We start from the raw sequence: 12,911 nt of genomic DNA on the forward strand, positions 1-12,911 counted from the left end.
GTCTTAAGGCCCCTCAGTCCCATTCCAGGCCGCCGCGCCGCCATACGTACGCGTATGCGACGAAGACGGTGAGCACGAAGAGCAGCATCTCCACGAGCCCGAAAACACCCAGGGCGTCGAAGGTGACGGCCCAGGGGTAGAGGAAGACGATCTCGATGTCGAAGACGATGAAGAGCATCGCCGTCAGGTAGTACTTGATGGGGAAGCGCCCGCCGCCGGCCGGCGTGGGGGTCGGCTCGATACCGCACTCGTAGGCCTCGAGCTTGGCCCGGTTGTATCGCTTTGGACCGATAAGCGTGGCCATGACCACGGAGAAGATCGCAAAGCCTGCCCCGAGGGCTCCCAGTACGAGGATCGGCGCATACGCGTTCACGCTCCTCGCTCCTCTCAGTCGGCACTGACTGCATGGCGGTTGCGTCAGGCAAGCACTTCTGCCCCACCCGTCCCACGAGCCCCGTGCGTCCCGACGAAGATCGCGTACATGTGAAGCAGGTCACAAGCCCAACTGCCTCGCATCTTATGCCCGCCGGTCTGTGATCTGCGACACGGGGTATTGCACAAGCTTTGTGATCTCCACCACCTGACGAACGATCATCAAGTCGGATGAGCAGTGATCTTCATACGCGAAGCATCCATGCGATCACCAGACGTGACATTTCCGCTCGTCACCACAGGTCCGAGGCCGCGTCTCAATATCAAGAGACTTCCGCTGCATGCAAATTGGTGCTGGACGGGACGGCTTGGTAGAGGAGCGCATTCACACATCGGGGGAGGTGTGCGGACGGGTGTGGACGACCGCGGGTGCGTGCGCGCGTTCACGAGCGGAGGTCGTCAGGATGTACGCGCGAGGCGCGGCCGCCGGAGTGACCACTCTGTGACCTGCACCACATCTACCTATGCGCCAGATAAGCCGGGCTTGGCCACTGGTTGCCACCAGTGGTAAGCGGAGGGCAATTCGGACGTAATACCGAAAGGCCATGATCAAAGGCTTGATCACCTCTGTCCGTAATGCCCGTTACGGCGTCAATAAAGAGTGACGCGCCCGGGATTCGGCCGTGGATTGAACAACTGTGGCGCACCACACGTTTCTTGAAGGTATGAGGGAGCCCCTGATACCGGTTGTACCCATGTCCCACACCGCTCACATACGCAGCCACCGGAAGCCCCGCCGCAACGCGTCGACGCTCGCGATGCGTACCGGAGTTGCCAGTGGCGTTCTCAGCACCCTGGCAGTGGCCGGTGCGGCCGGTTCGGCGAACGCGGCCGAACCCGTGACGCAGACCCTCGAACTGCCCACGCTGACGGCCGACCTGGCCACGCAGCTCGCACAGTCCGCGGACGCCACGCAGCAGGCCGCGGCGAACTACGAGCTGCAGGCTGAGCGCGACGCAGCCGCCGCAAAGGCCGCCAAGCAGGCCAAGTCGGACCTTGCCGACGCCAAGAACAAGGCGGAGGCCAAGAAGAAGGCCGAGGACGCCCGGAAGGCCGCGGCCGCCCAGGCCGTCTCGCGGTCCTCCGCACGGACGGTCCTGTCCGCCTCCGCGAGCTCGAACGTCTCCGCCCCGGCCAGCGGCAGTGTCGCCACCGTCATAGCCTTCCTCAAGGCGCAGGTCGGCGACGCGTACGTGCTGGGCGGTACGGGCCCCAACACGTGGGACTGCTCCGGCCTCGTACAGGCCGCGTTCAAGCAGGTCGGTGTCGATCTGCCGCGCGTCTCGCAGGACCAGTCGACGTTCGGTACGCCGGTCTCGCTGTCCAACATCCAGGTCGGCGACATCCTGTACTGGGGTGCGGCCGGTTCGGCGTACCACGTGGGTGTGTACATCGGTAACGGCCAGTACCTGGACGCGGCCAACCCCTCCAAGGGTGTGCTGATTCAGGACCTTTCGGGCTACCCGGCCACGGGCGCGGTGCGCGTTCTCTGAGTCGCACGGGTTCCCGAGTCGCAGACGCGACTCACACGGCTTGAGGGCCGCCGCCTGAGGGCGGCGGCCCTGTCCGTCGTGTTCGCGGCCCTGGTGGCCCGCCAGGGCCCGTCACGGCGTCACGCCTTCGGGGCCACCTTGGACAGGCCGTTGATGATGCGGTCCATCGCGTCGCCGCCGGTCGGGTCGGTCAGGTTGGCGAGCATCTTGAGGGTGAACTTCATGAGGATCGGGTGGGTCAGGCCCCGCTGGGTCGCGATCTTCATGACCTTCGGGTTGCCGATGAGCTTCACGAAGGCGCGGCCGAGGGTGTAGTAGCCGCCGTAGGTGTCCTTGAGGACGCGGGGGTAACGCTGGAGGGCCAGTTCGCGCTGGGCGGGGGTCGAGCGGGCGTGGGCCTGGACGATGACGTCCGCGGCGATCTGACCGGACTCCATGGCGTAGGCGATGCCCTCGCCGTTGAAGGGGTTGACCAGGCCGCCGGCGTCGCCGACCAGCAGCAGACCCTTCGTGTAGTGCGGCTGGCGGTTGAAGGCCATGGGGAGGGCGGCCCCGCGGATCGGGCCGGTCATGTTCTCGGGCGTGTAGCCCCAGTCCTCCGGCATCGAGGCGCACCAGGCCTTCAGGACCTCGCGCCAGTCGAGTTCCTTGAAGGAGTCGGAGGTGTTGAGGACGCCGAGGCCGACGTTCGAGGTGCCGTCGCCCATGCCGAAGATCCAGCCGTAGCCGGGCAGGAGACGGTCCTCAGGGCCCCGGCGGTCCCACAGTTCCAGCCAGGACTCCAGGTAGTCGTCGTCATGGCGCGGGGACGTGAAGTACGTACGGACCGCGACGCCCATCGGGCGGTCCTCGCGGCGGTGCAGGCCCATCGCCAGGGACAGGCGGGTCGAGTTGCCGTCGGCCGCCACCACCAGCGGGGCATGGAAGGTGACCTCCCGCTTCTCCCCCGCGTCGCCCAGCTTGGCGTGCACGCCCGTGATACGGCCCGTGCGGTCGTCGATGATCGGGGCACCGACGTTGCAGCGCTCGTACAGCCGCGCGCCCGCCTTCTGCGCCTGCCGTGCCAACTGCTCGTCGAAATCGTCCCGCTTACGGACGAGACCGTAGTCGGGGTAGGAGGCGAGATCCGGCCAGTCCAGCTGGAGGCGGACGCCGCCGCCGATGATGCGCAGGCCCTTGTTGCGCAGCCAGCCGGCCTCCTCGGAGATGTCGATGCCCATGGAGACGAGCTGCTTGGTGGCGCGCGGGGTCAGTCCGTCACCGCAGACCTTCTCCCTCGGGAACGCGGTCTTCTCCAGGAGCAGGACGTCGAGTCCGGCCTTCGCCAGGTAGTACGCGGTCGTGGAACCGGCTGGTCCCGCCCCGACGACAATCACATCTGCGGTGTTTTCGGAGAGGGGTTGGGGCTCGGTCACGGCGGGGTCTCCCCAAGACTCGAAATCTGCGTGCTGACGGGCACTGGACATGGGCAGTCTATGCAGCGGTACTGATCACCCGGCTGAAGGGCTGCCCCGTGAACCGAGCTCTCCCCGACGTACGCCTTCGTGTCCCCACCGACGAGGACGCCTTCGCCTGGCACCGGATCTTCGCCGACCCGGAGGTCATGGAGTTCCACGGCGGCAAGGCGGCCGAGTTGTCCGCCTATGAGGAACTCACCGCACGGCAGCGCCGGCACGACGCAGAACTCGGGTTCTGCCTGTGGACCATGGTCGACTCGCAGGGCGAGGTGCTGGGCTTCACCGGCGCGCAGCCGTGGCCACGCGAGTGGGGACCCAGGGGCGAGATCGAGATCGGCTGGCGGCTCGGGCGGGCACATTGGGGCAAGGGGTATGTCACCGCCGCCGCTTTCACCACCCTGGAGCGGGTCCGCGCGGCGGGTGTCTCCCGGGTCGTCGCCATGGTCAGGCCCGGCAACGAGCGGTCCGTCGCCGTAACCCGCCGCGTCGGCATGAAACTGGCCGAGGTCTTCACCCACCCGACGCTGGACGAACCCTCGCACTGCTACCGGCTCGCCCTCTGACGGGCCTCACCCCTGCGGGCGAGCTCCCTGACGCCTTCCGGAAGGGCCCGGCCCAGGCTTACCCTTCCGGTACCGCTGGGGGTGACGTCTGTGCGCATAACACCCGAGACACCCGAAGTGCGCGTGCCGCGGCTCATCGGCCTGATGGCCGTGGACGCACGCGAGACGGCCGAGGCGCAAGGCGTGCTGCTCGTGGCGCCCGATCGGCCCGACTTCCATCTCACGGTCGTCGACTACGTCGTACGCCAATTTCCGCCGCCCGGGGCCGAGGTGCCGCGCGGGGCCGTGGTCACCGTCTGGTTCGACCTCGGTGACGCGGAGGGCGGTGCGGGGGTGCGGGAGCCGCGGCTGCCACGGCCGCCGTCGGGCGGAATGCGCCGTGAGCTCGACGAGCCGGGGGACCCGTTCGAGGTGCTCAGGTGAGACGGAGGCCCAGGTGAAACGGAGGCTCAGGTGAGACGGAGGCTCTCCGGTCGGATGAGCGATCCGTAACGGGCCTGTGCCAGGCTGTCACGCGCAGGCCCGGCGCTCAGGCGACGTAGGGCACCCTCCTCGGCCCCATAGCTGTGCGGGCTGGGCCGACGAGCATCCGGAGGGACGTGCCACGCGGGCTGACGGCTCCTGCCGTCAGCACCAGGGCACGAAGGCGATGGGCTTGCACCCGGCAGCACTTGGGATCACTAAGCCAATCAGAGACGCTCAGGTGGGACAGGCGACCCGGTCGGCCAGGAGCTCGGGTGCGCCAGGTGGTCGGGTGCGCCAGGTGGTCGGGTGCGCCAGGTGGTCGGGTGAGACGGGGCTCCCGTGAGACCGGGGCTCAGGTTCAGGTGGTCCGCTAGGCGGTTTTGAAGCCTCGGTGCAGGGCCACCACGCCGCCCGTCAGGTTTCGCCATGCCACCTTCGACCAGCCGGCCTTGCGCAGCCGTTCGGCCAGCGCGGGCTGGTCGGGCCAGGTGCGGATGGACTCGGCGAGATAGACGTACGCCTCGGGGTTGGAGGACACCGCACGGGCGACCGGCGGCAGCGCGCGCATCAGGTACTCGGTGTAGACCGTGCGGAACGGCGCCCAGGTGGGGTGCGAGAACTCGCAGATCACGACCCGGCCGCCCGGCTTGGTCACCCGGTACAGCTCGCTCAGCGCGGTGTCGGTGTCCTGGACGTTGCGCAGCCCGAAGGAGATCGTCACCGCGTCGAAGGTGTCGTCCTTGAAGGGCAGCCTCGTCGCGTCGCCCGCGGTCAGCGGCAGCCAGGGGTGGTTCTTCTTGCCGACCCGGAGCATGCCCAGTGAGAAGTCGCAGGGGACGACGTAGGCGCCTGTGCGCACGAAGGGGAGCGAGGAGGTGGCCGTACCGGCCGCCAGGTCCAGGATCTTCTGCGCGGGGCGCGCGTCGACCGCCTTCGCGACCTCTCTGCGCCACACCCGGTCCTGGCCGAGCGACAGCAGGTCGTTCGTCAGGTCGTACCGTTCCGCCACGTCGTCGAACATCGAGGCGACTTCGTGCGGCTGCTTGTCCAGGGATGCGCGGGTCACGGTCCCATTGTGGCAGTACGAGCCGGGCGACTCTCCAGCGCCCGGCCCGTACGCCGGTCTCAGGCAACGCCTGCGGACCCCTGTCAGGGCAGCAGCTTCGGCTTCTTCTTGGCGGCCACGTCCTCGACCCAGCCGACCAGGGGGATCGCGATCCAGATCAGCACCCAGCCGACGCCGAACATGAACCACTGGCTCTCCAGCGGCAGCCACTTCTCGAAGGCGGGCACCTTCCAGAACTGGTCGGTCAGCGGGACGGCGAGCACCAGCGCGATCTCGTGCCAGAGATAGATCGTCACCGCCCGCCCGTTGAAGATCGTCACGATCCGGTCGAGCCGTTTGAAGCGGGCGAGCCAGGCGAAGTCGACGTTGTAGTACGCCTTGAAGTACATCAGGAGCGTCACGAACCCGGCCGACCAGAAGGTCTGCGCGACCGGGACCTCGTCCAGGTCGTACGTACCGAACTCGGCCTGGTGCGCGAAGGCGTACCAGCCGCCGTACGCCAGCAGGGCCAGCGACGCCAGGATCACCAGGGCCGGCTTCAGCCGCTGGAGCACGCCCTCGCGGTGCGCGAAGCCGACCAGCCAGCAGAACAGGAAGGTCGCGAAGTCCGTCAGGCCGCTGCCGAAGCGGTTGTACGGCGGCTGCCAGGCGTACTGGAAGACCAGGATCGGAAGGAGGGAGAGGAACAGGACCGGAAGGGGGGCCTTGCGGAAGACCTTCAGGAGCAGTGGGGACATCAGGACGAACCAGAGGTACGTCCGCAGGTACCAGAGGATCTCCCAGGCCTGGATGCCCCACTGGTTGCCCGGCGGGTCACCGACCGGCACGATCCAGAAGACGATCTGCCAGCCCGGCATCCAGTCGTGGATCAGCATCGCCAGGACGACGAAGAAGCCCCAGAACCAGAAGGGCGGCAGCAGTCGCCGCATCCGGCTCTTGACCACCTTGAACGCGGGGCGCTCAAGGGACTTGGCCATCAGCGAGCCGGCGAGCGCGAACATCACGCCCATCGACGGGAAGACCATGCCGGCCCAGGCCCAGCCGAAGGTGTGGTACGCCACGACGCGGACCAGCGCGAAGGCACGCAGCGCGTCGAAGTAACGGTCGCGTCCGCCGGCTTTCGGCTTGGGCTCGCGCTTGGACTCCGGTCCCGGTCCCGGTCCCGGTTCCGATTTCGGTTCCGGTTCCGGTTCCGATTTCGGTTCGGGCTCGGACGGAGGGGTGGGAGGCGGGGGCCCAGCCGGAACCGGGTCCATCTGAATGGTGCTCGACGCGGCTTGCGGTTCTTCGGATGTGTACTGCCACGGCTGCTCGTACGGGACGGGCTGTACGGGGTGCCCGCAGCCCTGCCCGTACTCGTATCCCTGCTGCCCTGGGTACCCCTGGTACCCCTGGTACCCCTGGTACCCCTGTTGTTCCGAGCCCCAGCTCATGTCAGCTCACTCCTGCCGGGGTCCCGACCTCACCCGTGCGCTTGAGCTTCTGCCAGCGGAGGCGACCGCCGGTCAGGGCCGTGACGGAGGAGTGGATCAGGACGAGGTACATCATCTGACGGTAGGCGAGCTGCTGCAGCGGCAGCATCGCGAGGTAGCGGTACTTCTCACGGTCGAGGCGGAACGCGTACGCGGCGCAGACGAGTTGGACGACCAGCACCGCCAGCCAGGCCAGCAGTGAGGCCCAGAAGTCCACGAAGATCATCGAGTAGATGGTGAACACGTCGATGAGCGGCGCGAGGACCGGGGTGATGATCTGGAAGATCACGACAAGCGGCATGCCTATGCGCCCGAAGCGGCCCGACGGGCCCTTGTCCGTCAGCGACTTGCGGTGCTTCCACAGCGCCTGCATGGTGCCGTACGACCAGCGGTAGCGCTGCGACCACAGCTGCTTCAGCGAACCCGGCGCCTCCGTCCAGGCCTTGGCGTGCTCCTGGTAGACGACCCGCCAGCCCGCGCGGTGCATGGCGATGGTGATGTCGGTGTCCTCGGCGAGCGTGTCCTCGCTCATCCCGCCGACCCCGAGCACCGCATCGCGGCGGAACGCGCCGATCGCGCCCGGGATGGTGGGCATGCAGCGCAGCAGGTCGTACATGCGGCGGTCGAGGTTGAAGCCCATCACGTACTCGATGTGCTGCCAGGCCCCGATGACGGTGTCGCGGTTGCCGACCTTGGCGTTGCCCGCGACCGCGCCGATCTCCAGGTCCGCGAAGGGCTGCACGAGCTGGTGCACCGCATCCGGTTCGAAGACGGTGTCGCCGTCCATCATCACGACGATGTCGTAACTGGCGTTGCGGACGCCGTTGTTGAGGGCGGCCGGCTTGCCCGCGTTCTCCTGGCGGATGACCCGGACATTGGGAAGGCCCAGCGACTCGGCGATCTCCTTGGTGCCGTCCGTGGAGCCGTCGTCGACGACGATGATCTCGATCGGGTGGGTGCTCTTCGCCAGCGAGTGGAGCGTGTTGGCGATGCACTCCTTCTCGTTGTACGCGGGCACGATCACGGTCACCGGCCTGGTGACCGTCGTTCCCCAGCTGAACTTGCCGCCCTTGCCGCGCTTCTTGTTGCGCTGTCTGTAGTGGCGGCGGGCGAGGAGCAGCATCATCCCGAAGCGGCCCATGACGGAGACGCCGACGACGAGCAGCAGCCAGGACAGCAGCGGCAGGACCCATTCGGCGACCGCGACCGCGTAAATAAGGGCCTTGCCCTCGTAGAGGGTGGCGCCGGTGGCCTTCTGCTGGCCGGACTGCTCGACGTTCACCTTGCCGGCGGAGCTCGAATTGCCGGCGGAGCTCGAACCGGGCGCGGACTGCGTGCCGCCCGGCTGCCCGCCCACCGCACCGGTCTGCGCACCGCTCTGCGTACCGGTCTCCATACCGGTCTGCGCACCGGTCTGTCCGACGCCGGCCTCGACGGCCCCTCCGGAACCGGTGGCGGCCGTCCGACCGGCGCCGTTCGGCGCCCCGTTCAGCTTCGCCATCGCGCCGCTGACGGTGGTGAAGGAGTACCCCTTCGCCTTCATCTGCTTGATGTACTTGTCGAGCGCCGTGACGGTCTGCGAGCGGTCGCCGCCCGCGTCGTGCATGAGGACGACGGCGCCCTTGTTGTTCTTCGGCGTGGCCCACTGGACGATCTTCGAGACGCCCGGCTTCTTCCAGTCGTCGCTGTCGGTGTCGACGAAGACGCTGGCGTAGCCGAGGCCGCCGACCTCCTTGTAGACGGGCCAGCTGTAGTTGTCGACGGCGTTGATCTCCGACGAGTACGGGGCCCGGAACAACGTGGTCGTGATGCCCGCCGCGCCCGCGAGCGCCAGCTGCGTCTGGGCCAGCTCGCGCTTGAGCCGCGCCGAGCTCTGATAGGAGAGGTCGACGTGGGTGAAGGTGTGGATGCCGACCTCGTTGCCCTGGTTCACCAGGTCCTTCACGACGCCCGGGTAGCGGGAGACCATCGAGCCGACCATGAAGAACGTGGCCTCGATGTCGTTGTCCTCGAGGACCTTGAGGATCTGCGGGGTCCAGGTCGGGGTCGGACCGTCGTCGAAGGTGAGCGCGATGGTCTTCTTCGGGATGGACTGGGTCTTCGCGTTGCCGCTGTTGAACGTCAGGAGCGGACCGCCGTCGAGGATCTTCTGCGGCACCTTGTCGTAGGCCGCGCCGTCGCGCACCCGCGCGTCGTTGCCGATCTCGGAACGCAGATAGCCGTCGAGCAGCATCACGCTGGTGAGCCCCAACAGGAGCAGCAGGGCGAGGATCACACGCGGTCTCTGCAGCGCCGCGGCCTTGCCTGCGGCCCGCTCCATCTTGGAGGGGGCACGTCGGCGGCCGCGCGAGGGCGTCGTCGAAGTCATGGAGGTGGGTCCGTTCCGGTCAGTTGGCGCCGGTGGAGGCGGACGAGGCCGGGGCCGAGGAAGAGGCCGAGGAGGGGGCCGCGCCGGTGGACAGGCCCGACGGCGGGGTGCCGGTGGGCTTGCCGGTGGGGGCCACGCCGCCCTGCCGCTGGAAGCCGCCGCCGGGCGCGGAGCCGGCCTGGCCGCCGCCGAACGGCAACAGTGAGGACGGGCTGAGCGAGGTGCCCACGCCCATGAAGGCCATCACGAGTACGACCGCGTAGCCGAGGCAGACGGCTCCGACGAGCATGCCGATTCTGCGCAGCAGACGGGCTCTGCGCCCAGAGCTGTCAACGAACACGGGCCCCTCTCCGGACCCGTTGCCGCGTTTGCGGCGACGGCCGCGCACTTGGGCGCTGTTTTCGATGGCTGACTCGGATTGCATTCCCCGGATATTAGGGCGCCTTTGTGTGGCCAATTCTCTGGTTCTCATGTGAGGCGCCCATGAAACTTGGCCCAAGCTGTCCATTTCCTGAGAGAATCCTTGAACATCCGCGCAGCCCAGGGTCGATATATATTGACCTTATGCCCCGCTTCATGACCCGACTTATCCGATTCGAGCGCCCCTATCCATGGGTCACCTATGCAATTCCTGTATTCAGGAATCCCCTTCGGATGTGCCACCTTGGAACTCCCGAATCGCAATTTGTTTCGGTCCTGAGACAGAAATCACGAGAGCGGGTGCATGCGTAATGACGGGTTTTATGAGGCCGGCCGCCGGGCTCACCTGCCTGTTTGCTCTGGCAGCGGCGGGGTGCTCTTCCGGCGGTGCGGGCGCCTCGGATGCGGCGCCCACGCAGACCTCCGAGGCCCCGCGGACGAGTGCGGCGCCCCCCGAGACCTCCGAGGCCGAGGCCTCGTCCAGCACCTCGTCCAGCACCTCGTACGCGCCCTACGTGAGCGCCACGGAAGCCTCCGCCATGGACTCGAAGGGATCTCCGGCCACGTACAACCTGGCCTTCGTGATCTCCGACGGCACCAACTGCACGGCCAAGTGGAACGGGACGGACGCCATCGGCAAGGCCGCCGTGAAGTCCCGGATCTCCGCGCTGAAGGAGTCCGGCGCGAGCGTGCGCGTCTCCTTCGGCGGGGCGTCCGGCAAGGAGCTGGCGGAGGTCTGCGACAGCGCGAGCGCGCTCGCGGCGGCCTACGGGGCGGCGCTCGACGCCGCCGGGTCGACGCAGGCCGACTTCGACATCGAGGGGGACGCGCTGACCGACTCCGCGTCGGTCGCGCTGCGCTCCAAGGCGATCGCGCTGCTCCAGAAGGAGCGCGGTGACCTGAAGGTGTCCTTCACGCTGCCGGTCATGCCGTCCGGGCTGGACTCCGACAGCCTCGCGCTGCTGGAGTCCGCTAACGACAACTCCGTGACGGTCTCCACCGTCAACATCATGACCATGAATTACGGGACTTCGTACGCCGGGGACATGGGCGACTATGCCGAGACGTCCGCCAAGGCATCCCATGATCAATTGCAGAAGGTGTTCGGGCTGTCCAGCGCGGGGGCCTGGCAGGGACTCGCGTTGACCTCGATGATCGGGGACAACGACGTGGCCAATGAGACGTTCAGCCTCTCGGACGCGGCGCAGGTGCGGGCGTTTGCCGAGTCGAAGAAGATCGCCTGGGTGTCGATGTGGTCGACGTTCCGGGACCAGCAGTGTTCGAGCGATAACGCTTCCTCGGACAATGCGGCCACCAATTGCAGTGGGGTGACACAGAGTTCTGGGGCGTTCGCGGAGGCGTTCGCCGGGTGAGCGGGCACTCCTGATCCACGGGCCGACTCCTGATCCACGGGCCGGAGTGGCTCCAGAACTCAGCGGCGTCTGTGCACCAAGCGGCCCGCGCACACCGTCGCGATGCACGCTCCGTCCGCGTCGAAGACCGCCAAGTCGGCCCGGCCCTGGTCCACGATCGCCGTGGGCCGGGTGCGGGGCAGGACGACGACGTCGTTTCGCTGGGCCGCGGCTCGGAGTTCCGGCGTGTCGACATGCCCCTCAAGAACCGCCACCGCGCCCGACTTCAGCACCGCGTGAACGCGTTCCCGTGGGGACGGCGCCTCGGGCAGTGGGCCCTCGTGGACAAGTGCGGGCCCGAGGACCCCGGGCCACCTGCGCACCCGCGCCCCCGGGAAACGCTCCAGCAGCGCGTCCAGTGGTCCGATGCCCGCGACCCGGGTGCCCTCCACCGCCACCGCGCCGTCCTTCACCGGCTCCGCGTCCCAGCTGGACCGCAGCTCGTCGGCGGTGTGAATCGTCAGCACGGCGGCGCTAGTTGGAGGCGAGCAGCTTCAGCTCGGGATGCGCCGTGCCGCCCTCGATCGCGGTGGACGAGATGTGGGACATGACCCGCTCGTCGACCGGGTCGTTCGCCGGGTCGTCGTGGACGACGATGTGCTCGTACGTCGTGGTCCGCTGGGCGGGCACGCGGCCGGCCTTGCGGATCAGGTCGATGATCTCCATGCGGTTGGAGCGGTGCTTGGCGCCCGCCGAGGAGACGACGTTCTCCTCCAGCATGATCGAGCCGAGGTCGTCCGCGCCATAGTGCAGGGACAGCTGGCCGACCTCCTTGCCGGTGGTCAGCCAGGAGCCCTGGATGTGGGCGACGTTGTCGAGGAAGAGGCGCGCGATCGCGATCATCCGCAGGTACTCGAAGAGCGTGGCCTGCGTGCGGCCCTTCAGGTGGTTGTTCTCGGGCTGGTAGGTGTACGGGATGAACGCGCGGAAACCGCCCGTACGGTCCTGCACGTCACGGATCATCCGCAGGTGCTCGATGCGCTCGGCGTTGGTCTCGCCGGTGCCCATGAGCATGGTGGACGTCGACTCGACGCCCAGCCCGTGCGCGGTCTCCATGATCTCCAGCCAGCGCTCGCCGGACTCCTTCAGCGGGGCGATCGCCTTGCGCGGCCGCTCGGGAAGCAGTTCGGCGCCCGCGCCCGCGAAGGAGTCGAGGCCGGCGGTGTGGATGCGCTGGATGGCCTCCTCCACGCTCACCTTGGAGATACGGGCCATGTGCTCGACCTCGGACGCGCCGAGGGAGTGGATGACCAGCTGCGGGTACGCGGCCTTGATCGCGGCGAAGTGCTTCTCGTAGTACTCGACGCCGTAGTCCGGGTGGTGTCCGCCCTGGAACATGATCTGCGTACCGCCGAGCTCGACGGTCTCCGCGCAGCGGCGCAGGATGTCGTCGAGGTCGCGGGTCCAGCCCTTGGCGGTGTCCTTGGGAGCCGCGTAGAAGGCGCAGAACTTGCACGCCGTGACACACACGTTCGTGTAGTTGATGTTGCGCTCGATGATGTACGTGGCGATGTGCTCGGTGCCCGCGTACCGGCGGCGGCGTACCGTGTCGGCGGCCGCGCCCAGCGCGTGCAGCGGGGCGTCGCGGTAGAGGACGAGCGCCTCTTCGGGGGTGATCCGCCCGCCCGCGGCCGCACGGTCGAGGACGGCTGTGACATCAAAAGACGTGAGGTCGGCCTTCTCGGTCACCGGGAGCGTCCCTTTCGTAAGGAATCAAACAGGCGCGAAGCGCTTCGAAACAAGGGTGGTGGTGGGAGACGGGT

The 12,911-nt window shown here is 67.8% G+C and carries 12 protein-coding genes; 4 read left to right on the top strand and 8 right to left on the bottom strand.

Translation table 11 applies throughout. From position 1 onward, the window contains the following. Positions 1 to 13 precede the first annotated feature (13 nt). Positions 14 to 373: an NADH-quinone oxidoreductase subunit A gene (locus OG747_RS18335; RefSeq protein ID WP_007383963.1), complete on the bottom strand. Its 360-nt coding sequence runs from the start codon at positions 371 to 373 to the stop codon at positions 14 to 16. 724 nt (positions 374 to 1,097) lie between these two features. On the opposite strand from OG747_RS18335, the gene OG747_RS18340 reads away from it, so the two are divergent. Continuing rightward, positions 1,098 to 1,925, top strand: coding sequence for a C40 family peptidase (locus tag OG747_RS18340; RefSeq protein ID WP_405880398.1), 828 nt, complete (start codon positions 1,098 to 1,100; stop codon positions 1,923 to 1,925). 119 nt (positions 1,926 to 2,044) lie between these two features. Here the strand turns inward: OG747_RS18340 and OG747_RS18345 are convergent, their stop codons facing one another. Continuing rightward, positions 2,045 to 3,340, bottom strand: coding sequence for a geranylgeranyl reductase family protein (locus OG747_RS18345; RefSeq protein WP_405880399.1), 1,296 nt, complete (start codon positions 3,338 to 3,340; stop codon positions 2,045 to 2,047). Between the two features lie 98 nt (positions 3,341 to 3,438). Here OG747_RS18345 and OG747_RS18350 point away from each other — a divergent pair, with 98 nt between their 5' ends. Continuing rightward, positions 3,439 to 3,945 (top strand): GNAT family N-acetyltransferase, encoded by a 507-nt coding sequence (locus OG747_RS18350; RefSeq protein ID WP_405880400.1) that lies wholly within the window; start codon positions 3,439 to 3,441, stop codon positions 3,943 to 3,945. Between the two features lie 90 nt (positions 3,946 to 4,035). Beyond that, on the top strand, positions 4,036 to 4,368 hold the full coding sequence (locus OG747_RS18355) for a PASTA domain-containing protein (protein WP_405880402.1): 333 nt from the start codon (positions 4,036 to 4,038) through the stop codon (positions 4,366 to 4,368). Between the two features lie 412 nt (positions 4,369 to 4,780). On the opposite strand, the gene OG747_RS18360 is transcribed toward OG747_RS18355, so the two are convergent. From OG747_RS18360 to OG747_RS18375, 4 genes are all read right to left on the bottom strand, one after another. After that, entirely contained in the window at positions 4,781 to 5,476 is a 696-nt protein-coding gene (locus OG747_RS18360) for a demethylmenaquinone methyltransferase (protein ID WP_405880403.1), read from the bottom strand. Positions 5,477 to 5,559: 83 nt separating this feature from the next. Beyond that, on the bottom strand, positions 5,560 to 6,909 hold the full coding sequence (locus OG747_RS18365; protein WP_405880404.1) for an acyltransferase: 1,350 nt from the start codon (positions 6,907 to 6,909) through the stop codon (positions 5,560 to 5,562). Position 6,910: 1 nt separating this feature from the next. Further along, positions 6,911 to 9,316: a bifunctional polysaccharide deacetylase/glycosyltransferase family 2 protein gene (locus OG747_RS18370; protein ID WP_405880405.1), complete on the bottom strand. Its 2,406-nt coding sequence runs from the start codon at positions 9,314 to 9,316 to the stop codon at positions 6,911 to 6,913. Between the two features lie 19 nt (positions 9,317 to 9,335). Next, positions 9,336 to 9,656, bottom strand: a complete 321-nt coding sequence (locus tag OG747_RS18375; protein ID WP_405880406.1) for a hypothetical protein — start codon at positions 9,654 to 9,656, stop codon at positions 9,336 to 9,338. Positions 9,657 to 10,047: 391 nt separating this feature from the next. On the opposite strand from OG747_RS18375, the gene OG747_RS18380 reads away from it, so the two are divergent. Further along, the gene (locus OG747_RS18380; RefSeq protein ID WP_405880407.1) at positions 10,048 to 11,109 is read left to right on the top strand and encodes a chitinase; all 1,062 of its coding nucleotides are present in this window, start codon (positions 10,048 to 10,050) and stop codon (positions 11,107 to 11,109) included. Between the two features lie 59 nt (positions 11,110 to 11,168). Here the strand turns inward: OG747_RS18380 and OG747_RS18385 are convergent, their stop codons facing one another. Together OG747_RS18385 and mqnC are read right to left on the bottom strand one after the other, a co-directional pair. Further along, positions 11,169 to 11,615, bottom strand: a complete 447-nt coding sequence (locus tag OG747_RS18385) for an imidazolonepropionase-like domain-containing protein (RefSeq protein ID WP_405880408.1) — start codon at positions 11,613 to 11,615, stop codon at positions 11,169 to 11,171. 7 nt (positions 11,616 to 11,622) lie between these two features. Further along, on the bottom strand, positions 11,623 to 12,837 hold the full coding sequence (gene mqnC, locus OG747_RS18390) for a cyclic dehypoxanthinyl futalosine synthase (protein ID WP_405880409.1): 1,215 nt from the start codon (positions 12,835 to 12,837) through the stop codon (positions 11,623 to 11,625). Between the last annotated feature and the right edge of the window lie 74 nt (positions 12,838 to 12,911).

It is taken from the genome of Streptomyces sp. NBC_01384, assembly GCF_045040035.1.
Classification (GTDB): Bacteria; Actinomycetota; Actinomycetes; order Streptomycetales; family Streptomycetaceae; genus Streptomyces.

Excerpts from the sequence above, each read along its gene's own strand:
- OG747_RS18380 (WP_405880407.1), top strand. The coding sequence starts at position 10,048 with ATGACGGGTTTTATGAGGCCGGCCGCCGGGCTCACCTGCCTGTTTGCT.
- OG747_RS18340 (WP_405880398.1), top strand. The coding sequence starts at position 1,098 with ATGAGGGAGCCCCTGATACCGGTTGTACCCATGTCCCACACCGCTCAC.
- OG747_RS18365 (WP_405880404.1), bottom strand. The coding sequence starts at position 6,909 with ATGAGCTGGGGCTCGGAACAACAGGGGTACCAGGGGTACCAGGGGTAC.
- OG747_RS18370 (WP_405880405.1), bottom strand. The coding sequence starts at position 9,316 with ATGACTTCGACGACGCCCTCGCGCGGCCGCCGACGTGCCCCCTCCAAG.